The following is a 21505-nucleotide window of genomic DNA, read 5'->3' on the forward strand; positions in this document are numbered from 1 at the left end:
GCGCGCATGGTGGCTCGATACAGCGCGAACCACCCTACGATCGCGCCTGGCGCTTGGCGAAGCTTAGGGTGGTCGTCCTTTTCCTTGGCCGCCCCGCCCTTGCCCACCGGAACCCTGACATGCGCGCCACCCCGAATACCCCGCTCGCCTACTGGCCACTCGCGGCCTGCCTGCTGCTGGCTGCGCTGTTGTTTGCCTGGCAGCCGTCGCGCGAGCTGTCCGCCGCCCTGGTAGCCGCGGCCTGGCTCGGCCTGTGCGGCCTGGCCTGGCGGCGCGCACGTGTACCACCTGCCCTCCCCGCAGCAGACAGCCTGCTGGTTGCCTATGCCAGCCAGGGTGGCCAGGCGCGGCGGATTGCCGAACGCAGCGCGGAGCAACTCACCCTGGGTGGATTGCCGGCGGCCGCCGTGTCGCTGGATGCGCTGACGTCCGAGGCTCTCGCCTGCCAGCGCCGCCTGCTGCTGGTGCTGTCCACCTATGGCGAGGGCGAGGCACCGGACAATGGCGCGCGCTTCCTGCGCCTGCTGGATAGCCTGGCGCCGCTGCATGATCTGGAGTACGCCCTGCTGGGCCTGGGCGACAGCGACTACCGGCAGTTCTGCGGCTTCGCCCGCGCCGTGGATGACCGCCTGCGCCAGCGGCAGGCCATCCCGCTGTTCGAGCGGCTGGAGGCGGATCGGCTGGCACCGGCCACGCTGAGCCGCTGGCAGTGGCAGCTGGCCCAGCTGAGCGGCCAGCCGGATTACGCGGAATGGGCTGCTCCCGAGTTCAGCCCCTGTCGGCTGGTCGAACGCAGCTGCCTGAACCCCGGCAGCCAGGGTGCGCCGGTCTACCGCATCCGCCTGGAGCCCCTGGACGGCCCCGCCCACTGGCAGGCCGGCGACATCGCCGAGATCGCGCCACGCCTGCCGGTGGCGACCATCCGCCAGAAGCTGCGCGCGCTGCAGCTGGGCGAGCCGGACGGCGCGCTCCTCGACGAACTGGCCAGTCGCCGCTGGCCAGCGGATCACCATGCCCTGGCAGGAATGAATGTGGATCAGTTGCTGGAACAACTCCCGCGCCTGAACCACCGCGACTACTCCATCGCCTCGCTGCCCGCCGACGGCGGCGTGGAGCTGCTGGTACGCCTGACCCACACCCCGGACGGCTGCCCGGGCCTGGGCTCCGGCTGGCTGTGCCGGCACGCCGAAGTCGGCGAGTGCATCGATCTGCGCCTGCGCGCCAACCCGTCCTTCCAACTGCCGGCGGCCTGCGGCCCGCTGATCATGATCGGCAACGGCACCGGCCTGGCCGGCTTGCACGCTCACCTGCGCGAGCGCGAAGCCCTGGGCCAGCACGGTCACTGGCTGCTGTACGGCGAGCGCAACGCGGCCCATGACAGCCTGCTGGCACAGGAGCTGGAAGGATGGCTGGCCAGCGGTCATCTGGCCCGGCTGGACCGGGTGTTCTCGCGGGACCAGGCCGAACGCCGCTACGTGCAGCACGTGCTGCGTGACCAGGCCGAGACGCTGCGCCAGTGGCTCGCCAATGGCGCCAGCCTGCTGATCTGCGGCAGCCTGGAGGGCATGGGCCGCGAGGTGGATGCCCTGCTGCGCGGGTTGCTCGGCGCGGAACGGGTCGATGAGCTGGCCAGGAATGGACGGTATAGGCGGGATCTGTATTGAAGGGTTTGAAGCCCTGATCCACTAGCCCGCCGGCCATTATTCTGTGGGAGCGGACTTGTCCGCGAGCTTTCTAGCAGGCCCCACCAAGAAGCTCGCGAACAGGTTCGCTCCCGCCAGCGGGGAGCGAACTGTCCGCGGCGGGACTCAGATGTAGTAGGCCTTCAGCGGCGGGAAGCCGTTGAATTCCACCGCGCTGTAGCTGGTGGTGTAGGCGCCGGTGGAGAACCAGTACAGGCGGTCACCGCTGGACAGGTTCAGCGGCAGGCCGTACTTGTAGTTCTCGTACATGATGTCGGCGCTGTCGCAGGTCGGGCCGGCGATGATGACTTCTTCCATCTCGCCCTTCTTCTCGGTCCAGATCGGGAACTTGATGGACTCGTCCATGGTTTCGATCAGGCCGGAGAACTTGCCCACGTCGGTGTACACCCAGCGCTCCACGGCGGTGCGCGACTTGCGCGCCACCAGCACCACTTCGCTGACCAGGATGCCGGCGTTGGCGATCAGCGAACGGCCCGGCTCGAGGATGATTTCCGGCAGCTCGTCACCGAAGTCTTCCTTGAGGAAGCGGGTGATTTCCTCGGCGTAGGTCTGCAGGTCGTTGGTCTTGGCGATGTAGTTGGCCGGGAAACCGCCGCCCATGTTGATCATCTTCAGGGTGATGCCGTCCTCTTCCTTGAGACGCTCGAAGATCACCTTGACCTTGGCGATGGCGGCGTCCCACACGTCGATGTCGCGCTGCTGCGAGCCGACGTGGAAGGAAATGCCGTAGGGCTCCAGCTTGAGCTGCTTGGCCAGGATCAGCAGGTCCAGCGCCATGTCCGGGTTGCAGCCGAACTTGCGCGAGAGCGGCCAGTCGGCGGAGTTGGAACCCTCGGTGAGAATGCGCACATAGATCTTCGAGCCCGGCGCCGCCTTGGCGATGTTGCGCAGGTCGGCTTCCGAGTCGGTGGCGAACAGGCGCACGCCCTTCTCGTAGAAGTAGCGGATGTCGCGCGCCTTCTTGATGGTGTTGCCGTAGCTGATGCGGTCGGCACTCACACCGGCCTTCATCACCTTGTCCAGCTCGTAGATGGAGGCGATGTCGAAGTTCGAGCCCTTGTCGCGCAGCAGCTCGGTGATCTCGGTGGCCGGGTTGGCCTTCACCGCGTAGTAGATCTTGGCGAACGGGAAGCAGCTGACCAGTTGGTCGTAGGAATCGGCTATGGTCTGCTTGTCGATGACGACAAACGGGGTTTCCTGCTGGTCGGCGAACGCCTTCATCTTCTGGAATGTGGCGCGCGGGTAATAGTCTTCGACCTTGATCGACATGCGTTGGGACTCCAAATGGCAAAACAAACAGAACAAATGTGTGGAATGGCCTCAGAGGCCGCGAACGCCGGACAGTTTCCCCACTTTGGTTCGCCTACTTCCCAAGGCATGTCGCCGAGAATTGCCGCGCGGGGCGCCGCAACCTCTCGTCGTCAGTACTTGAGCCGGATGGATCGTTTCCAGCATGGGCGTTCGGGCGCGCACTTTAGGACCAAGGCGGGCCGAGATCAATCGAAAATTGCCCAGGGGTGGCCACGCTTTTTCGATTGTCAAGTTTTCTCCACAAAGCGGCCGGAATGCTGCACAAACGAGCGTATGGCCGACGATCACGACGCCCACGCAACGCGCCGTTTGCCGCTATAATCGCGCCCTTTTCTGACAGACCGACTCACACGTCGACGGGTTCCTTTCCGATGACCACTCAGGCCGCCGAAGTCGCGAAGCGCCGCACGTTCGCGATCATCTCCCACCCCGACGCGGGTAAGACCACCATCACCGAAAAGCTGCTGCTGATGGGCAAGGCCATCGAAGTGGCCGGCACCGTGAAGTCGCGCAAGTCCGACCGCCATGCCACCTCCGACTGGATGGAGATGGAAAAGCAGCGCGGCATCTCCATCACCACCTCGGTGATGCAGTTCCCCTACCGCGAGCACATGATCAACCTGCTCGACACCCCCGGCCACGAGGATTTCTCGGAAGACACCTACCGCACCCTGACTGCCGTGGACAGCGCGCTGATGGTGCTTGACGGCGGTAAAGGCGTCGAGCCGCGCACCATCGCGCTGATGGACGTCTGCCGCCTGCGCGACACGCCGATCGTCAGCTTCATCAACAAGCTCGACCGCGACATCCGCGACCCCATCGAGCTGCTCGACGAAATCGAGGCGGTGCTGAAGATCAAGGCCGCGCCGGTCACCTGGCCGATTGGCTGCTACCGCGACTTCAAGGGCGTGTATCACCTCAAGGGCGACTACATCATCGTCTACACCCCGGGCCACGGCCACGAGCGCACCGAGGTGAAGATCATCGAGAAGCTCGATTCCGCCGAGGCGCGCGCGCACCTGGGCGACGAGTACGAGCGCTTCATCGAGCAGCTGGAACTGGTGCAGGGCGCCTGCCATGAGTTCGACCAGGAGGAGTTCCTCAAGGGCCAGCTGACCCCGGTGTTCTTCGGTACCGCGCTGGGCAACTTCGGTGTCGACCATGTGCTCGACGCCATCGTCGACTGGGCACCCATGCCGCTGGCGCGCACCGCCAATGAGCGCGTGGTCGAGCCGGTCGAGGAGAAGTTCACCGGCTTCGTGTTCAAGATCCAGGCGAACATGGACCCGAAGCACCGCGACCGCATCGCCTTCATGCGCATCTGCTCGGGCAAGTACGAAAAGGGTATGAAGCTGCGCCATGCCCGCCTGGGCAAGGATGTACGCATCGCCGACGCGCTGACCTTCTTCTCCAGCGAACGCGAGATGCTCGAAGAAGCCTGGGCCGGCGACATCATCGGCCTGCACAACCACGGCACCATCCAGATCGGCGACACCTTCACCGAAGGTGAGAGCCTGGGCTTCACCGGCATTCCGCACTTCGCGCCGGAACTCTTCCGCCGCGTGCGCCTGAAGGACCCGCTGAAGTCCAAGCAGCTGCGCCAGGGCCTGCAGGAACTCGCCGAGGAAGGCGCCACCCAGGTGTTCTTCCCCGAGCGCAACAACGACATCATCCTCGGCGCCGTGGGCGTGCTGCAGTTCGACGTGGTCGCCAGCCGCCTGAAGGAGGAATACAAGGTCGAGTGCGCCTACGAGGCCATCAATGTCTGGTCGGCACGCTGGATCGAGTGCCGCGACGAGAAGAAGCTCAAGGAGTTCAAGGACAAGGCGTTCGAGAACCTGGCCATCGACGGCGGCGGTCACCTGACCTACCTGGCGCCGACCCGCGTGAACCTGAGCCTGATGGAAGAGCGCTGGCCGGACGTTAAATTCCGCGCCACCCGCGAGCATCACTAGGACGAATGGTCGACGGTAGGGCGGTCGGCGTCTTTCCGGCCGCCGGCGCGAGCCGCGCGGTGGCCAACGCCGTGCGTTGACCACCCTACATCTGCGGGCGTCACAGGCTCCCTAGGTCTCCTGCAGATCTGCGCACCTCACGCACAGCGAGGCCATAGGCAAGGCCTCCAGGCGCGCCTCGCCGATGGGCTCGCCACAGCGCGAGCATTCACCGTAGCTGCCCTCCTCCAGACGTTCCAGCGCGCGGTTCACTTCCCGCAGTCCCACCTCGGCTTCCAGCAACAGCCCCCGCAGCACATCATCGTTCTGCCGCTCCTGAGCCTGCTCGGCGAAATCGGGGTCGCGCTGGCTGGCCAGGTCACGGCGGATCGCCTCGGCGCGGGTGCGGTATTCCTCCGCCAGTTGCTGCAGTCGCTCGCTGGGTTCGACGCTATTCATGCTTGGAACTCCTGTCAGGGTGATCGCTGAAGTGTGGTCGCTCTTGGCCGCGTATGTGGTGACATCGATCAGCACAGCGAACCGCCTTGCACGCCAGAACTTGAACTAGGCTGTTCCCATAGCCTTTCAGCGCAAGGACTGCCATGCCCAGGGCGATTCGGATATTCGTGCGCGGCGTCGACGCCATCACCCGCTTCGTCGGGCGCTGCGCCATGTATCTGATCTTCGCCATCATCGGCGTGCTGTTCTATTCCATCTTCAGCAAGTCGTTCGCCAACCCGGCGATCTGGACCCTGGAAATGGCGCAATTTCTGATGGTCGCCTACTTCCTGCTAGGTGGCGCCTACGCCCTGCAACAGGGCGAGCATGTGCGCATGGACCTGTTCTACAGCCGCTGGTCGCCGCGCACCCGCGCCATCGTCGACCTGTGCACCGTGGGCCTGCTGCTGGTGTACCTGGGCTTCCTGCTCTACGGCGGCCTTTCCTCGACCCTCTACGCCCTGGAATACAACGAGACCAGCTACTCCGCCTGGTCGCCGCGCATGGCGCCGATCAAGGTCATCATGTGCCTGGGCGTCCTGCTGATGCTGCTGCAGGTGCTGGCCACCTTCTTCAAGGACCTCGCCACCGCGCGCGGGGAGACGCTGTAGATGGCCTACGAACACATCGCCCTGCTGATGTTCTCCTCGATGATGGTGCTGCTGATCACCGGCAAGCGGGTGTTCGGCGCCATCGGCTTCGTCGCGGTGGTGGCGGCCTTCTGGCTGTGGGGCCAGGGCGGTTCGGAGATGGCCTTCAGCGCGGCCATGAAACTGATGAAGTGGTATCCGCTGCTGACCCTGCCGCTGTTCGTGTACATGGGCTACATGCTCTCCGAGTCCGGGCTGGCCGAAGACCTGTACCGCATGTTCCATATCTGGATGGGGCCACTGCCCGGCGGCCTGGCGCTGGGCACCCTCGGCCTGATGGTGGCCATCTCGGCGATGAACGGCCTGAGCGTCGCCGGCATGGCCATCGGCGCCAGCATCGCCCTACCGGAACTGCTTCGCCGCGGCTACGACAAGCTGATGGTCACCGGCGTGGTGCAGGCCGGCAGCTCGCTGGGCATCCTGGTGCCGCCCAGCGTGGTGCTGGTGCTCTACGGCATGATCGCCCGCCAGCCGGTCAGCCAGCTGTGGCTGGCCGGCGTGTTCCCCGGCCTGCTGATGGCCGGTCTGTTCGCCCTCTACGTGGTACTGCGCTGCCGTTTCAATCCACGCCTCGGCCCACCGATGGCCGCCGAGGAACGCCGCACCATTACCCGCCGCGAGAAACTCGCTTCGCTGCGCGCCGGCATCGCCCCGCTGTTCATCTTCTTCAGCATGACCGGGCTGTTCCTGCTCGGTTTCACCAGCCTGGTGGAAAGCGCGGCGGTCGGCGCGGTGGCCGCCACCCTGGTGGCGCTGTTCAAGCGCCGGCTCAGCGCTGCCGTGCTGGAAAGCACCCTGCGCAAGAGCCTGGGCATCACCTGCATGTTCATGTGGATCATCCTCGCCGCCCTGTGCTTCGGCGCGGTGTTCGACGGCCTCGGCGCGGTGGCGGCCATCGAGAACCTGTTCGTGGAAAGCCTGCACCTGAGCCCCTGGCAGATCCTGGTGCTCATGCAGCTGTCCTTCATCGTCATGGGCATGTTCCTCGACGACACCGCCATGCTGGTGATCGTCGCGCCGCTGTACATCCCGCTGGTCGGCGCGCTGGGCTTCGACCTGGTGTGGTACGGCGTGCTCTACACCATCACCTGCCAGATCGCCTACCTGACCCCGCCGTTCGGCTACAACCTGTTCCTGATGCGCGCCATGGCGCCACCCGGCATCGACCTGGGCGACATCTACCGCTCGGTCCTGCCCTTCGTGCTGGTGATGCTGCTGGCCCTGGCGCTGGTGATGGTCTTTCCGCAGATCGCCCTGTGGCTGCCGCAATGGTACGCGGCCTCGGGAGGTGGCGACCTGTAACGAAACGCGGCTGCGCGCCGCGCCTGCAGTTGGAGTTGTTGCACCCCACTTTCCGGAGAACGCCATGACAACACGACGCAGTTTCCTCACCGGCGCCAGCGTACTGGCCGGCACCGCCGCCCTGGGCTCGGCGCACATCTATGCCCAGGAGCCGAAGAAGATCACCTGGCGCCTGCAGACCTACGCCGGTCCGGCGCTGGGCGAGCACGTCATCAAGCCGTCCATCGAGGCCTTCAACAAGGCCGCCAACGGCGAAATGGAGATCAAGCTGTACTACGCCGACCAGCTGGTGCCCACCGGCGAGCTGTTCCGCGCCATGCAGCGCGGCACCATCGACGCGGTGCAGAGCGACGACGACTCCATCGCCGCACCGGTGGACGTCTCGGTGTTCGGCGGCTACTTCCCGTTCGCCACCCGCCACAGCCTCGACGTGCCGGCGCTGTTCCACAACTGGGGGCTGAACGAGATCTGGGCCGAGGCCTATGGCGAGGTGCAGGGCGTCACCTGGCTGGGCAGCGGCGCCTGGGACCCCTGCCACTTCGCCACCCGCGAACCGATCCGCCGCCTGGCCGACCTCAAGGGCAAGCGCATCTTCACCTTCCCCACCGCCGGCAAGTTCCTCACCCGCTTCGGGGTGATCCCGGTGACGCTGCCCTGGGAAGACGTCGAGGTGGCATTGCAGACCGGCGAGCTGGACGGCATTGCCTGGTCGGGCATCACCGAGGACTACACGGTGGGCTGGGCCAACGTCACCAAATACTTCCTCACCAACAACATTTCCGGCGCCTGGATCGGCTCCTACTTCGCCAACTCGGCCAAGTGGAACGAAGTGCCCGAGCACCTCAAGACCCTGTTCCGCCTGTGCATGGACAGCTCGCACTACTACCGCCAGCACTGGTACTGGGCCGGCGAGGCGCGCCTGCGGGTGGAAGGCCAGAAGCTGGAGCTGACCTCCATCCCCGCCGAGGAATGGAAGACCGTGGAGGACGAGGCGCAGAAGTTCTGGGACGAGATCGCCAAGACCAGCCCGCGCTGCGCCCGGGTGGTGGAGATCTTCAAGCAATACAACGCGCTGATGGCCAAGGCCGGTACGCCGTACCGATAGCCGCCACGGTGCTGGGCACTCAACCACTTCCGCAGCCGGGGGGCCGCATGCTCGATCCACGCAACGTGAAGACCGTCGAAGACGCCAGGCGCATCGTCGAGGAGCGCGGCCTCAGCCACGTCAAGGTGGGGCTGTTCGACATCGATGGGGTGATGCGCGGCAAGTACATCAACCGCAGCAAGTTCTTCTCGGCGCTGGAGCACGGCAGCGGCTTCTGCAACGTGGTGCTGGGCTGGGACGTCAAGGACAAGCTCTACGACAACACCACCTACACCGGCTGGCACACCGCCTACCCGGATGCGCCGGTGCGCATCCTGCCGTCCAGCTGCCGGGAAATCCCCTTCGAGAACGGCATGCTGCTGTTCCTCGGCGAATTCGCCGAGCAGGCCGAGGCCGTCTGCCCGCGCAACACGCTGTTGCGGGTGATCCAGCGCTGCCAGGCGATGGGTTTCGATCCCCTCGCCGCGCTGGAATACGAGTTCTTCCTGTTCGACGAAACACCACACTCGGTGCGCAACAAGGGCTTTCGCAACCTCAAGCCGCTGACCCCGGACTGGTTCGGCTACTCGACCATCCGCAACTCGGTGCATGCCGAGCTGTACCACGAGATCCTCGACCTGGGTCAGCGCATGGACTTCCCCATCGAGGGACTGCATTCGGAGACAGGGCCCGGGGTGGTCGAGGCGGCCCTTGCCGTGGATCACGCCGAGGCCGCCGCCGACAAGGCGGCGCTGTTCAAGACCTTCATGAAGGTGCTGGCCCAGCGGCGCGGCTGCATGGCTACCTTCATGGCCAAGTGGTCGGAGCACTACCCCGGGCAGAGCGGGCATATCCACCTGTCGCTGCGCGAGCAGGCCAGCCAGCAGTCGGCGTTCCATGATCCGGCCGCCCCCCATGGCATGAGCACCCTGCAACGCCAGTTCATCGCCGGCCAGCAGCGGCTGATGCCGGAATTCCTCAGCCTGCTGGCGCCGACGGTGAACAGCTACCGGCGGCTCGTTCCCGGTTACTGGGCGCCCACCGACGCCACCTGGGGCGTGGAGAACCGCACCACCGCGCTGCGGGTGATTCCCGGCGGGGCCAAGTCGCAGCGCGTGGAGTACCGCCTGGGCGCGGCGGACGCCAATCCCTACCTGGCGCTGGCCGCCGCGCTGGGCTCGGGGCTGTACGGCATCCAGCAGGGCTGGGAACCCACCGCGCCAATCAGCGGCAACGCCTACGCGGTCGAACATCCGGCCGAGCTGGCCTTGCCGCACACCCTGTGGGACGCAGCGCAGCGCCTGAAAGCCTCCCAGGCCGCCCGCGAGCTGTTCGGCGACGCCTTCGTCGAACATTTCGCCGCGACCCGCGAATGGGAGGAACGCGAGTTCCGCAAACATGTCAGCGATTGGGAGCTGGACCGCTACTTTGAAATCATCTGATCGCCACGAGCCCCTTCCATGAAAACATTGCAATGCGTGTCCCCCATCGACGAATCCGTGTATGTGGAACGTCCCCTGGCCGAGGCACGCGACATCGCCGCCGCCCTGGAGCGTGCCGAAGCCACGTGCGCCAGCTGGAAGGCCACGCCGCTACCCGAGCGGATCGCGCTGACCCGTGAGGCGCTGCGGCTGTTCGCCGCCCGCGAGGACCAGCTCGCCGAGGAGCTGTGCTGGATGATGGGTCGCCCGATCCGCTACGCCCCCGGCGAGATTCGCGGCTTCGTCGAGCGCGCCAGCCACATGGCGGATAACGCCGAGCAGGCGCTGGCCGATATCCGCCTGCCGGAGAAACCCGGTTTCACGCGCTTCATCCGCCGCGAGCCGCGCGGCCCGCTGCTGGTCATCGCGCCCTGGAACTACCCGTACCTGACCGCGGTAAACGCCGTGGCGCCGGCGCTGCTGGCCGGCAATCCGGTGCTGCTCAAGCACTCGGCGCAGACGCCGCTGTGCGCCGAACGCATGGTCGAGGCGTTCCAGGAGGCGGGCGTGCCCTCGGGGGTCTTCCAATTCCTGCACCTGGATCACGCCGACACCGAGCGGCTGATCCAGGCGCCGCAGATCCGCCACGTGGCCTTCACCGGCTCGGTGGCCGGCGGCGCGATGGTCGAAAAGGCGGCGGCGGGACGCTTCATCGCCACCGGCCTGGAGCTGGGCGGCAAGGACCCGGCCTATGTGCGCGCCGATGCCGACCTGGCCCATGCGGTGGAAACCTGCGTGGACGGTGCCTTCTTCAACTCCGGCCAGTCCTGCTGTGCCATCGAGCGCATCTACGTGCACGAGGCGCTGTACGACGACTTCCTGGAACGCGCCATCGCCCTCACCCGCCACTACCGGCTGGGCCGCCCGGACACGCCCAAGACCAGCCTGGGCCCGCTGGTGCGCCCGGCGGCGGCGGATTTCGTGCGCGGGCAGATCGCCGAGGCAGTGGCCGAAGGCGCCATCGCCCATATCGACCCCGCCGACTTCGACCTGGACTGCCCCGGCACGCCCTACCTGGCGCCGCAGATTCTCAGCAACGTACACCACGGCATGCGCCTGATGCGCGAGGAAACCTTCGGTCCGGCGGTGGGCATCCAGAAGGTGCGCGACGACGAGGAAGCCCTGGCGCTGATGAACGACAGCGTCTACGGCCTGACGGCGGCGATCTTCAGCCGCGACGTTGACACCGCCCTGGCGCTGGGCGACCGCCTGGAGGCCGGCACGGTATTCCTCAACCGCTGCGATTACCTGGATCCCGGACTGGCCTGGACCGGCGTCAAGCAGTCCGGGCGCGGCTGCACGCTATCGGCGCTTGGCTACGAGCAGCTGACCCAGCCCAAGTCCTTCCACTTCAAGATCGAGACCTGAGCCATGGACGCATCGCGCTACCGGATGAACTGGAATTACCCGACCGCCATCCGCGTCGGTCCCGGCCGTTTGGCCGAGCTGCCGGAGGCCTGCCGCGAGCTGGGCATGCATGCGCCGCTGCTGGTCACCGACCCCGGGCTGGCTGGCCTGCCGATGGTCGAACAGGCCCTGGCGGGATGCCGGGCCTTCGGGCTGCGCCCGGGGTTGTTCTCGGCCATCAAGGGCAACCCGACAGGGCAGAACGTGGGCGACGGCGTGGCCGCCTTCAAGGCCGGACGCCACGACGGGGTGATCGCCTTCGGCGGCGGCTCGGCGCTGGATGCCGGCAAGGCGGTGGCGCTGATGGTCGGCCAGGACCGGCCGCTGTGGGATTTCGAGGATGTGGGCGATAACTACCAGCGCGTCAACGTGACCCGCATGGCGCCGGTGGTGGCGGTGCCGACTACCGCCGGCACCGGCTCTGAGGTCGGCCGCGTGGCGGTGATCACTGACGAGCAGGCGCAGCTCAAGCGGCTGATCTTCCATCCGCGGCTGCTGCCGGCCATCGTGATCCTCGACCCCGAGCTGTGCCTGGGCCTGCCGCCCAAGGTGACCGCCGCCACCGGCATGGATGCGCTGTCCCATTGCCTGGAAGCCTACTGCTCGCCGCTGTTCCATCCGATGGCCGAAGGCATCGCCCTGCAGGGCATGCGCCTGATCCATGACTACCTGCCACAGGCGGTGGCCAATGGCAGCGACCCGGAGGCACGCCTGCACATGCTGGTCGCCTCGACCATGGGTGCCACCGCCTTCCAGCGCGGCCTGGGCGCCATGCACGCGCTGGCCCATCCGCTCGGCGCGCTGTACGACTGCCACCACGGCCTGCTCAACGCCATCCTCATGCCCTACGTGCTGGAGGCTAACCGCACCGCCATCGAACGGCCGCTGTCGCACTTGGGCCGCTACCTGGGCCTGGCGCGCTGCGATGCCCAGGGGGTGCTCGAATGGATTCTGCGCCTGCGCGAAGAGATCGGCATTCCCCACAGCCTGGCCGAGATCGGCCTGGACGACAGCCAGGCCGAGCGCATCGCGCAGATGGCCGAACTCGATCCGTCGGCAGCCACCAACCCGATCGCCTTCACCCGCGCGGAATATCGGCAGCTGTTCGAGCGGGCGCTGCGCGGGAGCTTGTGAATCACCGTGTGCCGTCAATGGCGGGCAAGCGGATAATTTCCAGCCTGCGCCGAGCGAACCCACGCCCGGTGCGAGCCGCCCGGACGCACTGCGACGCCGACCCCTCCGTGCATTGATGCAGAACAGAATGACTGTTGCATCAGCCTCTCTATAATCGCCTCCCTGCAAAATGGAGGCACTATGACATCACGCGCATTACTGAGCCAAGTCGCCCTCAGGGAACGCTTGCGCCAGCTTGACCACGGCGAACTTCGCAGCTCGGGCTACTGGCTGACCAATTTCCTGATGGTAATTTCCACTGTGCTGGGCGTTTATCTGGCCGCGAAGGTGGGCCTGCAGCAGGCAATCACCTTCGACGAGATCAGCGACCTGAAGTACAGCTACAACCTGCAAACCGCCCTGGCGGACGAACTGGCCGAGAATGCGGCGGTGCTGCGCCAATACAACAGCAGCTACCTGTCCCGAGCGCTGCCGCAAGAGGAGCTGCTGCGCAACAACCCCGGCATCAGCCATTTCGTCTGGGACACCATGAAGTCCTCACCCCAGTCCCTGGAAACCCCTGGCTACTTTCTCAACGAAATCCAGCGCTTCTACCGTGCCTCCCAGCGCATCATCACCGCGCGCGAGCGACACCAGTACAGCGCCCTGCAGGCCAGTCAGCTATTGACCGAGCAGTTGGATTACCTCGGGCATCAGGTCTTGCCCCGCCTGCGCAACAACATCGCGCGTCTCCGCCAGGCCCTGGAAGCACTCGACGTTCAGGTTGCCGAGGAGATTCGGCATGCGCCGTAAGGTTTGCCCGCACTGCACGACAGCCTTTCTCACCCCGACGCGGTATCAGGACACCGATATCGAGCTGTGCCAGACCTGCGGCGGTCTGTGGTTCGAAAAACAGGCACTTAACGAGCTGCTTGCCGAACAGACAGCGGACGCCGGAATGGACTACACGCAACGCCTGGGCAACAAGGTGGGACCGACCGATCTCAAGTGCCCGGACTGCCGCGGCGCTCTCAAGCACTACCATCTGCTGCAGGATTTCACGCTGGAAGTAGATGTCTGCGCGAAGTGCGAAGGCGTCTGGGTGGAGCATGACGAGGTCGAAGCCGTACAACATTCCCCGCGCCTTCAGGGCGCGCTTGCGCGGGTCAACAAGAAAACCCACGCCGGCACCTGGCTGTTCCAGTTCTTTTCACACCTGCCCGTGGAATACAACATCCCGCCGCACCGCACCCCCTGGGTGACCTGGGCATTGATGCTGCTCAACGTCCTCATCTTCGCCAGCTACGCCGCCTATCCGGTGCTGGCCGAAAACACCATCGCCCAGTTCGCCAGCCGCCCCGACCTGATCAGCCGGGGCGACCACCTGTGGGGCTTGCTGACCTCGACTTTCCTGCACGGCAACCTGATCCACCTGGCCGGCAACATGTACTTTCTCTGGCTGACCGGCGACAACCTCGAGGAAGCCCTGGGTCACTGGCGTTTCCTGGCCCTGTACCTGCTGTGCGGAATCGGTGCCTCCGCGGTGTCGCTGTTCTTCAACTGGGGCAGCGACATTCCCAGCCTGGGTGCCAGCGGCGCCATTGCCGGCCTGTTCGCCATGTATGGCCTGTGGTTCCGCCATGCCAGCCTGACGTTCATGGTGATCATCTACCAGGTCAAACTGGCGCCGATGTACTACATGCTCATCTGGCTGGGCCTGAACTTCCTCGGCATGCTGATCGGTGAAGACGGTGTCGATTACTGGGGCCACATTGGCGGCTTCGCTGTCGGCATGATCATCGCGCTGCTGCTGCACCGCTGGGTCATCGAGCACAACCCGCTGGTCCGACTGATGTCCTCCCCGCACGCCCGCCTCGTGCGCTGAGCATGAAAAAAGGCCCGTGCATCGCTGCACGGGCCTTTTCGCTTACCGGCGGGGAGTGGCGATCAGACCACGCCCTGGGCCAGCATGGCGTCGGCAACCTTCACGAAGCCGGCGATGTTGGCGCCCTTCACGTAGTTGACGAAGCCGTTCTCTTCGCGGCCGTAGCTCACGCAGGCGTGGTGGATGGACTGCATGATGGCATGCAGGCGCTCGTCCACTTCACCGGCGGTCCAGGACAGACGCATGGCGTTCTGGGTCATTTCCAGGCCCGAGGTGGCCACGCCGCCGGCGTTGGAAGCCTTGCCCGGCGCGTAGAGGATGCCGGCCTCGATGAACAGGTCCACGGCTTCCAGGGTCGAAGGCATGTTGGCGCCTTCGGCGACGCAGAAGCAGCCATTCTTCAGCAGGGTGCGGGCGTCGTTGGCGTCCAGTTCGTTCTGGGTGGCGCACGGCAGGGCGATGTCGCACGGCAGGTTCCACGGGCGCTGGTCGGCCAGGAACTGCAGACCGAAGTGTTCGGCCATTTCGCGAATGCGACCACGACGGACGTTCTTCAGGTCCATCAGGTAGTCCCACTGCTCGTCGGTCAGGCCGGCCTCGGCATACAGGGTGCCTTCGGAGTCGGACAGCGAGATCACGCTGCCGCCCAGGTCCATGACCTTGCGCGCCGCGTACTGGGCAACGTTGCCGGAGCCGGAGATGGCCACGCGCTTGCCGTCCATGCCGCCCTTGTCCTGGTCCTTGAGCATTTCCTCGGCGAAGTACACGCAGCCGAAGCCGGTGGCTTCCGGACGGATCAGGCTGCCGCCGTAGCTGATGCCCTTGCCGGTGAACACGGAGGTCGCCTCGTTGGCCAGGCGCTTGTACTGGCCGTACAGGTAGCCGATTTCACGCGCGCCCACGCCGATGTCGCCGGCCGGCACGTCAGTGTCGGCGCCGATGTGGCGGTACAGCTCGGTCATGAAGGACTGGCAGAAGCGCATCACTTCATTGTTGCTCTTGCCCTTCGGGTCGAAGTCCGAACCGCCCTTGCCGCCGCCCATGGGCAGGGTGGTCAGGGAGTTCTTGAAGACCTGCTCGAAGGCCAGGAACTTCAGCACGCCCAGGTTCACCGAGGGGTGGAAGCGCAGGCCGCCCTTGTACGGGCCGATAGCACTGCTCATCTGGACGCGGAAACCACGGTTGACGCGGGTGCGACCCTGGTCGTCGACCCACGGCACCCGGAACAGGATGGCGCGTTCCGGCTCGACGATGCGTTCGATGATGCCGGCTTCGAGGTAATGCGGGTTGGCCTCCAGGAAAGGCCACAGGCTGCGCAGGACTTCCTCGACCGCCTGGTGGAATTCGGGCTGGTCAGGATCGCGGCGCTTAAGACGCTCAAGGAAGGAATCTACAGTGATGCTCATAATGCGACGTCCGATGGAAAGGCAAGGCGTGAAAATTCGAGGGGCGTGACTTTATCAAGCGCATCAGCACCACGGAAGTGCGAAATGTCGTTTTTATGAAACTTTTTGGTGCGAACTTATAAATCGCCGCCAGCGCCTGCCTTGCGGAGCAACGCCACATGCGCCGTGACGAGGAAGTGTAGCGAGGGTGCGACAAAAGCGCACATCAGCGGCGAACACACCAAAATGGGGCCTTATCGGCCCCATTTCCGTGCACCCCTGACGGGCGTCAGGCGAGTTTCTTGTAGCGCACGCGGTGCGGCTGGGCGGCCGCTTCGCCAAGGCGCTTCTTGCGGTCGGCTTCGAACTCGGTGTAGTTGCCTTCGAAGAAGAACACCTTGCCGTCGTCCTCGTAGGAGAGGATGTGGGTGGCGATGCGGTCGAGGAACCAGCGGTCGTGGGAGATCACGATGGCCGAGCCGGGGAAGTCCAACAGCGCCTCTTCCAGCGCGCGCAGGGTTTCCACGTCCAGGTCGTTGGACGGTTCGTCGAGCAGCAGCACGTTGCCGCCCTGCTTGAGGGTCAGCGCCAGGTGCAGGCGACCGCGCTCACCGCCGGAAAGGTCCTTGACGAACTTCTGCTGGTCGGCGCCCTTGAAGTTGAAGCGCCCCACGTAGCCGCGCGACGGCACTTCGTAGTTGCCCACCTTGATCATGTCGAGGCCGTCGGAAACCTGCTCCCAGACGGTCTTGTTGCCGCTCAGGTGCTCACGGCTCTGCTCGACGCTGGCGATCTGCACGGTTTCGCCGATCTCGATGCTGCCGCTGTCCGGCTGTTCCTTGCCGGTGAGCATGCGGAACAGGGTGGACTTGCCCGCGCCGTTGCCGCCGATCACGCCGACGATGGCGCCCTTCGGGATGCTGAACGACAGGTCGTCGATCAGCACGCGGTCACCGTAGCTCTTGCACAGGTTCTTGACCTCGATGACCTTGTCGCCCAGGCGCGGACCGGCCGGGATGTAGATCTCGTTGGTCTCGCTGCGCTTCTGGAATTCCTGCGACTGCATTTCCTCGAAGCGCTGCAGGCGGGCCTTGGACTTGGCCTGACGGCCCTTGGCGCCCTGGCGCACCCACTCCAGCTCGGCCTTCATGGCCTTGGCGTGGGAGGCTTCCTGCTTGGCTTCCTGAGCCAGGCGCGCGGCCTTGGATTCCAGCCAGCCGGAGTAGTTGCCCTCGAACGGAATGCCATGGCCACGGTCGAGCTCGAGGATCCAGCCGGCCACGTTGTCCAGGAAGTAGCGGTCGTGGGTGATGGCCACCACGGTGCCGGGGAAGTCGTGCAGGAAGTGCTCCAGCCAGGCCACCGAGTCGGCGTCCAGGTGGTTGGTCGGCTCGTCCAGCAGCAGCATGTCGGGCGCCGACAACAGCAGGCGGCACAGCGCCACGCGACGCTTCTCGCCACCGGACAGGTGTTCGATCTTGGCGTCCCAGGCCGGCAGGCGCAGCGCGTCGGCGGCGACTTCCAGCTGGCGCTCCAGGTTGTGGCCGTCGGCGGCCTGCAGGATGGCTTCCAGCTTGGCCTGCTCGGCAGCCAGGGCGTCGAAGTCGGCGTCCGGCTCCGCGTAGGCGGCATACACCGCGTCGAGGCGCGCCTGGGCGTCCTTGATCTCGCCTACCGCTTCCTCGACGATCTCGCGCACGGTCTTCTGCGGGTCGAGCTGCGGCTCCTGGGGCAGGTAGCCGACCTTGATGCCCGGCATCGGACGGGCTTCGCCGTCGATCTCGGTGTCCACCCCGGCCATGATGCGCAGCAGGGTCGACTTGCCCGCGCCGTTCAGGCCCAGCACGCCGATCTTGGCGCCGGGGAAGAACGACAGGGAAATGTCCTTGAGGATTTCACGCTTCGGGGGGACAACCTTGCTGACCCGATGCATGCTGTAAACGTACTGAGCCATGACTGACCTTGAATGAAAGAGGAGATGTTCAGGGAGGTTAGGCGGCGGTTGGGACCTGGTTTCGGCCCTCCGCCCGGATACGGCGCTTGCCACCGCATCTGCTGGCCGGCTCGTGGCGCCGGCAGGGGCTATGCGCGTGGCGGCAAAGCTACCGGAATGCGGCGGCCAGAGCAAACCAGCCGGGATACTGGCAGTTAGCCGGTAGTCAGTGCATTCTAACCCCTTCGCATCCGCCATACAGTCTGCGCCGTGCCCGACGATCGCCCGTTCCCTCGCCTCGCCGCTCACCTGTTCCGCGACCCCTTCCGTCGCCTCGGCTGGTTTCTACTGCTGATCGCCCTGCCCGCCGCGTTTCTTCCCGAGGCGGCGGCGCTGCTCAGCGGCGGGATTCTGGGTCTGACCGGGCTGGCCCTGCTGCTGCGCCGGCCGGCGCCCACCTGGCAGCAACTGGACGGGGTGCTGGGTGCAGTCGAGGAACGGCTGCTGGTCAGCGATCTGAACGGCCGCCTGGGTTATGCCAACCGACCGGCTGCCGCGCTGTTCGGCCTGTCACCCCGGGAGATCAGCGGGCGCCAGTTGGCCGAGCTGATTCCCCAACTGCACGACCTGCTGAAGAACCCCGAGGAACAGCATCTGTGTGCCTCGCAGCTGCTGCAGTTCAACCTGGACGGCGAATCACGCCGCTTTGCCGCCAGCCGCAGCCGGCTACCCAACGATAACGGCCAGAGCGGGTACGTGTGGGTCCTGCGCGACGTTACCACCGAGCAGCGCGACCTGCGCCTGCTCACCGAAACCCGCCAGCGTTACCAGGGCATCTTCGCCAGCACCGGGGTCGCGCTGTGCGTATTCGACCTGCGGTCCCTGCGTGATTACCTGCGCGCGCACCGGGTGCACAATGCCGACGACCTGGCCGCCTGGCTGGACGCCGACCCCGGCGAGCGCCACCAGGCCCTCAGCCGGCGGTTGCAGCTCACCGAGGTCAATCGCATCGCCCTGGACCTGCTGGGCGTCGACGATGTCGAGCGCGCCTGGGAGTGCCTGGTGGGCAATCATCCGATCCAGCGCTCGGGCAACCGCTTCAGGTTCATCGCTGCGCTGCTGGAAGGCCGGGCCTACCTGGAGCTGGATGCCCACCTGATCAACGGCCAGGGCGTCGAGCGCCATCTGTGGATGGTCGCCAGCCTGCCAGCCAGCGGCGCGCCACTGGACGCCATTCCGCTGAGCATCGGCGACATGACCACGCGCAAGCGCTCGGAACTGTCGCTCGCCGAACGCGAGCGCTACTGGGCGCAGATGCTGCGCGCCATTCCCGACGCCATCTACGTGCTGTCGGCCAGTACGCGGCAGCTGCTGTTCAGCAACGAACGCTTCAGCCAGTTGCTGGGCTACACGGACAAGGAGCTGCTCGGCGGCAAGCGGGCGGATCTGCAGGCGCTGGTTCACCCGGACGATACCGAGCTGTACCAGCGCCTGGGCGGCCTGCGTCAGGTGCTGAGGCCGGGACGGCTGCTTTCCGCCCAGTTGCGCGCGCGCCACCGGGACGGCTCCTGGCGCTGGCTGGAACTGCGCATGCAACCCCTCACCCAGGAGGAAGGCCGTACCGAACAGCTGCTGTGCATCACCAAGGACGTGACCGGCCAGCTGGAGTTCAGCGAGTCGCTGCGCGACAGCGAACGCCGCTACCGGCTGCTGGCGGAGAACATGCGCGACGTGCTGTTCATCCTCGATGACGAGATGCAGACCAGCTACATCAGCCCGTCGGTGCAACAGCTCAGCGGTTACAGCGCCGACTGGCTGTTGCGCAACGGCGTACAGCGCCTGATGGCCCACCCCGAGCAACTGGCGGAACTGCGCCAGCGCCTGGCGGAGCTGCGCCGCCAACTGGCCAACCCGCACGAGCAGGCCGCATTGCGCCAGGAAAACCCGCAGCAGCGCTATCTGTTCGATTGTCAGTGCCAGGACGGACGCATCCTGCCCATCGAGCTGCGCACCAGCCTGATGTGGAGCGCCGCGGGGCGCTTCGAGGGCGTGCTGGGCGTCTGCCGGGATGTCAGCCAGCAGCGCCAGACCGAGCAGGAACTGCGCATGGCCGCCACGGTGTTCGCCAACTCCACGGCGGCGATCCTGGTCGCCGACCGCCAGGGCAACATCGTGCAGGTCAACGAAGCCTTCAGTCGCATCAGCGGCTACACCAGCGACGAGGTGCTGCGCCGCCACGCTACCCTGCTGACCGCCAACCGCCACGAAGCCGAACACCTGGCCGAACTGCTCGAACGCCTCGACCAGGACGGTCGCTGGGAGGGTGAGCTGACCCTGCAGCGCCGCTCGGGAGAAAGCTATTCCGCCTGGCTGGGCATCGCCGCGGTGCCCGACGGCGCGGGCGCGCTGGCCAACTACGTGTGCTTCTTCAACGACATGAGCGAGCGCAAGGCCAGCGAACAGCACATCCACCGCCTGGCCTACTACGACGCCCTGACCCTGCTGCCCAACCGTACGCTGTTCCAGGAGCGCCTGCAGCAGGCCCTGCAGGCCGCCGCCCGGCAGCGCCACTGGGTGGTGCTGATGTTCCTCGACCTGGACCGCTTCAAGCCGATCAACGACTCCCTCGGCCACGCCGCCGGCGACCTGCTGCTCAAGGATGTCGCCCTGCGCCTGTCGGCCTGCGTGCGCCACGACGACACCGTGGCGCGCATGGGCGGCGACGAGTTCACCCTGCTGCTCAGCCCGCTGGACGACGAGACCGAGGCGCGCCGGCGGGCCATCGCGGTGGCGCAACGTATCCTCGCCAGCCTGTCCCACCCGTTCCTCATCCACGGCCGCGAGTTCTTCATCAGCGCCAGCATCGGCATCGCCCTGAGCCCGCAGGACGGCAGCCTGTCCAGCCAGCTGATGAAGAACGCCGACACCGCGATGTACCACGCCAAGGACCAGGGCAAGGACAACTACCAGTTCTACCAGGCCAACATGAACGCCACGACGCTGCAGCGCCTGGAGCTGGAGAGCGACCTGCGCCACGCCATGGAGGAAGGCCAGTTCCTGCTCTATTACCAGCCGCAGCTCGATGCCCGGGCGCACCGGCTGACCGGCGTCGAGGCGCTGCTGCGCTGGCAGCACCCGCGCCGCGGCCTGGTCTCGCCCGGCGAGTTCATCCCGGTGCTGGAAGAACTTGGCCTGGTGGTGCAGGTGGGCGAATGGGTGCTGGCCGAAGCCTGCCGGCAGATCCGTGCCTGGCAGCTGCAGGGCCTGCCGGTGCCCAAGGTGTCGGTCAACCTGTCCGCCCGGCAGTTCGCCGACGGCATGCTCGGCGCGCGCATCGCCGACATCCTCGCCAGCAGCGGCCTGGCGCCCTCGTCCCTGGAGCTGGAGCTCACCGAAAGCATCCTGATGCGCGACGTCGGCGCCGCCATGCAGGTGCTCACCGTGCTCAAACAGATGGGCCTGTCGATCGCCGTGGACGACTTCGGCACCGGCTATTCCTCGCTCAACTACCTCAAGCAGTTCCCGATCAACGTGCTGAAGATCGACCGCAGCTTCGTCGACGGCCTGCCGGACGGCGAACAGGACGCGCAGATCGCCCGCGCCATCATCGCCATGGCCCACAGCCTGAACCTCTCGGTGATCGCCGAGGGCGTGGAAACCCGCGAACAGCTGGAGTTCCTGCGCGAGCACGGCTGCGACGAGATCCAGGGCTTCCTGCTGGCCCGGCCGCTGAGCGCGCAGGCACTGGAGGACAAGCTGCGCAACGGCGTGGTCACCCGCCTGGAACAGCACGCCGAACCGGCGCTCTGAGCCAACCCG

The 21505-nt window shown here is 66.1% G+C and carries 15 protein-coding genes; 11 read left to right on the forward strand and 4 right to left on the reverse strand.

Going from position 1 to position 21505, the window contains the following annotated elements; genetic code table 11:
- Positions 1–119 precede the first annotated feature (119 nt).
- A complete protein-coding gene (locus AS93_RS0104960; protein WP_027589572.1) occupies positions 120–1664 on the forward strand; it encodes a sulfite reductase subunit alpha in 1545 nt (514 codons plus the stop codon).
- A gap of 144 nt (positions 1665–1808) precedes the next feature.
- On the opposite strand, the gene AS93_RS0104965 is transcribed toward AS93_RS0104960, so the two are convergent.
- Positions 1809–2972, reverse strand: coding sequence for a type III PLP-dependent enzyme (locus AS93_RS0104965; protein ID WP_027589573.1), 1164 nt, complete (start codon positions 2970–2972; stop codon positions 1809–1811).
- A 413-nt stretch (positions 2973–3385) separates the two neighbouring features.
- Between AS93_RS0104965 and AS93_RS0104970 the strand changes: the two genes are divergently transcribed.
- Positions 3386–4969: a peptide chain release factor 3 gene (locus AS93_RS0104970; protein ID WP_027589574.1), complete on the forward strand. Its 1584-nt coding sequence runs from the start codon at positions 3386–3388 to the stop codon at positions 4967–4969.
- A 111-nt stretch (positions 4970–5080) separates the two neighbouring features.
- Here the strand turns inward: AS93_RS0104970 and AS93_RS0104975 are convergent, their stop codons facing one another.
- A complete protein-coding gene (locus AS93_RS0104975) occupies positions 5081–5407 on the reverse strand; it encodes a TraR/DksA family transcriptional regulator (protein WP_027589575.1) in 327 nt (108 codons plus the stop codon).
- Positions 5408–5550: 143 nt separating this feature from the next.
- Between AS93_RS0104975 and AS93_RS0104980 the strand changes: the two genes are divergently transcribed.
- The 8 genes from AS93_RS0104980 (at position 5551) to AS93_RS0105015 (ending at position 14368) form a co-directional block, all read left to right on the forward strand.
- Positions 5551–6057: a TRAP transporter small permease subunit gene (locus tag AS93_RS0104980; protein WP_027589576.1), complete on the forward strand. Its 507-nt coding sequence runs from the start codon at positions 5551–5553 to the stop codon at positions 6055–6057.
- Positions 6058–7398 (forward strand): TRAP transporter large permease subunit, encoded by a 1341-nt coding sequence (locus tag AS93_RS0104985; protein WP_027589577.1) that lies wholly within the window; start codon positions 6058–6060, stop codon positions 7396–7398.
- Positions 7399–7462: 64 nt separating this feature from the next.
- Positions 7463–8503, forward strand: coding sequence for a TRAP transporter substrate-binding protein (locus AS93_RS0104990; RefSeq protein ID WP_027589578.1), 1041 nt, complete (start codon positions 7463–7465; stop codon positions 8501–8503).
- A 47-nt stretch (positions 8504–8550) separates the two neighbouring features.
- Positions 8551–9924, forward strand: coding sequence for a glutamine synthetase (locus AS93_RS0104995; protein WP_027589579.1), 1374 nt, complete (start codon positions 8551–8553; stop codon positions 9922–9924).
- 18 nt (positions 9925–9942) lie between these two features.
- Positions 9943–11331, forward strand: a complete 1389-nt coding sequence (locus AS93_RS0105000) for an aldehyde dehydrogenase family protein (RefSeq protein ID WP_027589580.1) — start codon at positions 9943–9945, stop codon at positions 11329–11331.
- Positions 11332–11334: 3 nt separating this feature from the next.
- Positions 11335–12504 carry an iron-containing alcohol dehydrogenase gene (locus AS93_RS0105005; protein WP_027589581.1) on the forward strand — a complete coding sequence of 390 codons (1170 nt, stop codon included), beginning with the start codon at positions 11335–11337 and terminating at the stop codon, positions 12502–12504.
- Between the two features lie 180 nt (positions 12505–12684).
- On the forward strand, positions 12685–13296 hold the full coding sequence (locus AS93_RS0105010; protein ID WP_155956106.1) for a hypothetical protein: 612 nt from the start codon (positions 12685–12687) through the stop codon (positions 13294–13296).
- Positions 13286–14368 carry a rhomboid family intramembrane serine protease gene (locus AS93_RS0105015; protein WP_027589583.1) on the forward strand — a complete coding sequence of 361 codons (1083 nt, stop codon included), beginning with the start codon at positions 13286–13288 and terminating at the stop codon, positions 14366–14368. Before AS93_RS0105010 ends, AS93_RS0105015 begins: the two co-directional genes overlap by 11 nt.
- A gap of 62 nt (positions 14369–14430) precedes the next feature.
- Here AS93_RS0105015 and gdhA read toward each other — a convergent pair whose 3' ends face one another.
- Positions 14431–15774: an NADP-specific glutamate dehydrogenase gene (gene gdhA / locus AS93_RS0105020; RefSeq protein WP_027589584.1), complete on the reverse strand. Its 1344-nt coding sequence runs from the start codon at positions 15772–15774 to the stop codon at positions 14431–14433.
- A 268-nt stretch (positions 15775–16042) separates the two neighbouring features.
- Positions 16043–17707 (reverse strand): energy-dependent translational throttle protein EttA, encoded by a 1665-nt coding sequence (gene ettA, locus AS93_RS0105025; RefSeq protein WP_027589585.1) that lies wholly within the window; start codon positions 17705–17707, stop codon positions 16043–16045.
- A gap of 249 nt (positions 17708–17956) precedes the next feature.
- Between ettA and AS93_RS18735 the strand changes: the two genes are divergently transcribed.
- On the forward strand, positions 17957–21496 hold the full coding sequence (locus tag AS93_RS18735; protein WP_051587337.1) for an EAL domain-containing protein: 3540 nt from the start codon (positions 17957–17959) through the stop codon (positions 21494–21496).
- Positions 21497–21505: the final 9 nt, after the last annotated feature.

Origin of the sequence: Pseudomonas sp. RL, assembly GCF_000647775.1 — a bacterium.
In the GTDB taxonomy this organism is placed as follows: domain Bacteria; phylum Pseudomonadota; class Gammaproteobacteria; order Pseudomonadales; family Pseudomonadaceae; genus Serpens; species Serpens flexibilis.

What these genes read in the sequence shown, in the direction of transcription:
- AS93_RS0104960 (WP_027589572.1), top strand. Translation starts at nt 120, where the DNA reads ATGCGCGCCACCCCGAATACCCCGCTCGCCTACTGGCCACTCGCGGCC.
- AS93_RS0104965 (WP_027589573.1), bottom strand. Translation starts at nt 2,972, where the DNA reads ATGTCGATCAAGGTCGAAGACTATTACCCGCGCGCCACATTCCAGAAG.
- AS93_RS0104970 (WP_027589574.1), top strand. Translation starts at nt 3,386, where the DNA reads ATGACCACTCAGGCCGCCGAAGTCGCGAAGCGCCGCACGTTCGCGATC.
- AS93_RS0104975 (WP_027589575.1), bottom strand. Translation starts at nt 5,407, where the DNA reads ATGAATAGCGTCGAACCCAGCGAGCGACTGCAGCAACTGGCGGAGGAA.
- AS93_RS0104980 (WP_027589576.1), top strand. Translation starts at nt 5,551, where the DNA reads ATGCCCAGGGCGATTCGGATATTCGTGCGCGGCGTCGACGCCATCACC.
- AS93_RS0104985 (WP_027589577.1), top strand. Translation starts at nt 6,058, where the DNA reads ATGGCCTACGAACACATCGCCCTGCTGATGTTCTCCTCGATGATGGTG.
- AS93_RS0104990 (WP_027589578.1), top strand. Translation starts at nt 7,463, where the DNA reads ATGACAACACGACGCAGTTTCCTCACCGGCGCCAGCGTACTGGCCGGC.
- AS93_RS0104995 (WP_027589579.1), top strand. Translation starts at nt 8,551, where the DNA reads ATGCTCGATCCACGCAACGTGAAGACCGTCGAAGACGCCAGGCGCATC.
- AS93_RS0105000 (WP_027589580.1), top strand. Translation starts at nt 9,943, where the DNA reads ATGAAAACATTGCAATGCGTGTCCCCCATCGACGAATCCGTGTATGTG.
- AS93_RS0105005 (WP_027589581.1), top strand. Translation starts at nt 11,335, where the DNA reads ATGGACGCATCGCGCTACCGGATGAACTGGAATTACCCGACCGCCATC.
- AS93_RS0105010 (WP_155956106.1), top strand. Translation starts at nt 12,685, where the DNA reads ATGACATCACGCGCATTACTGAGCCAAGTCGCCCTCAGGGAACGCTTG.
- AS93_RS0105015 (WP_027589583.1), top strand. Translation starts at nt 13,286, where the DNA reads ATGCGCCGTAAGGTTTGCCCGCACTGCACGACAGCCTTTCTCACCCCG.
- gdhA (WP_027589584.1), bottom strand. Translation starts at nt 15,774, where the DNA reads ATGAGCATCACTGTAGATTCCTTCCTTGAGCGTCTTAAGCGCCGCGAT.
- ettA (WP_027589585.1), bottom strand. Translation starts at nt 17,707, where the DNA reads ATGGCTCAGTACGTTTACAGCATGCATCGGGTCAGCAAGGTTGTCCCC.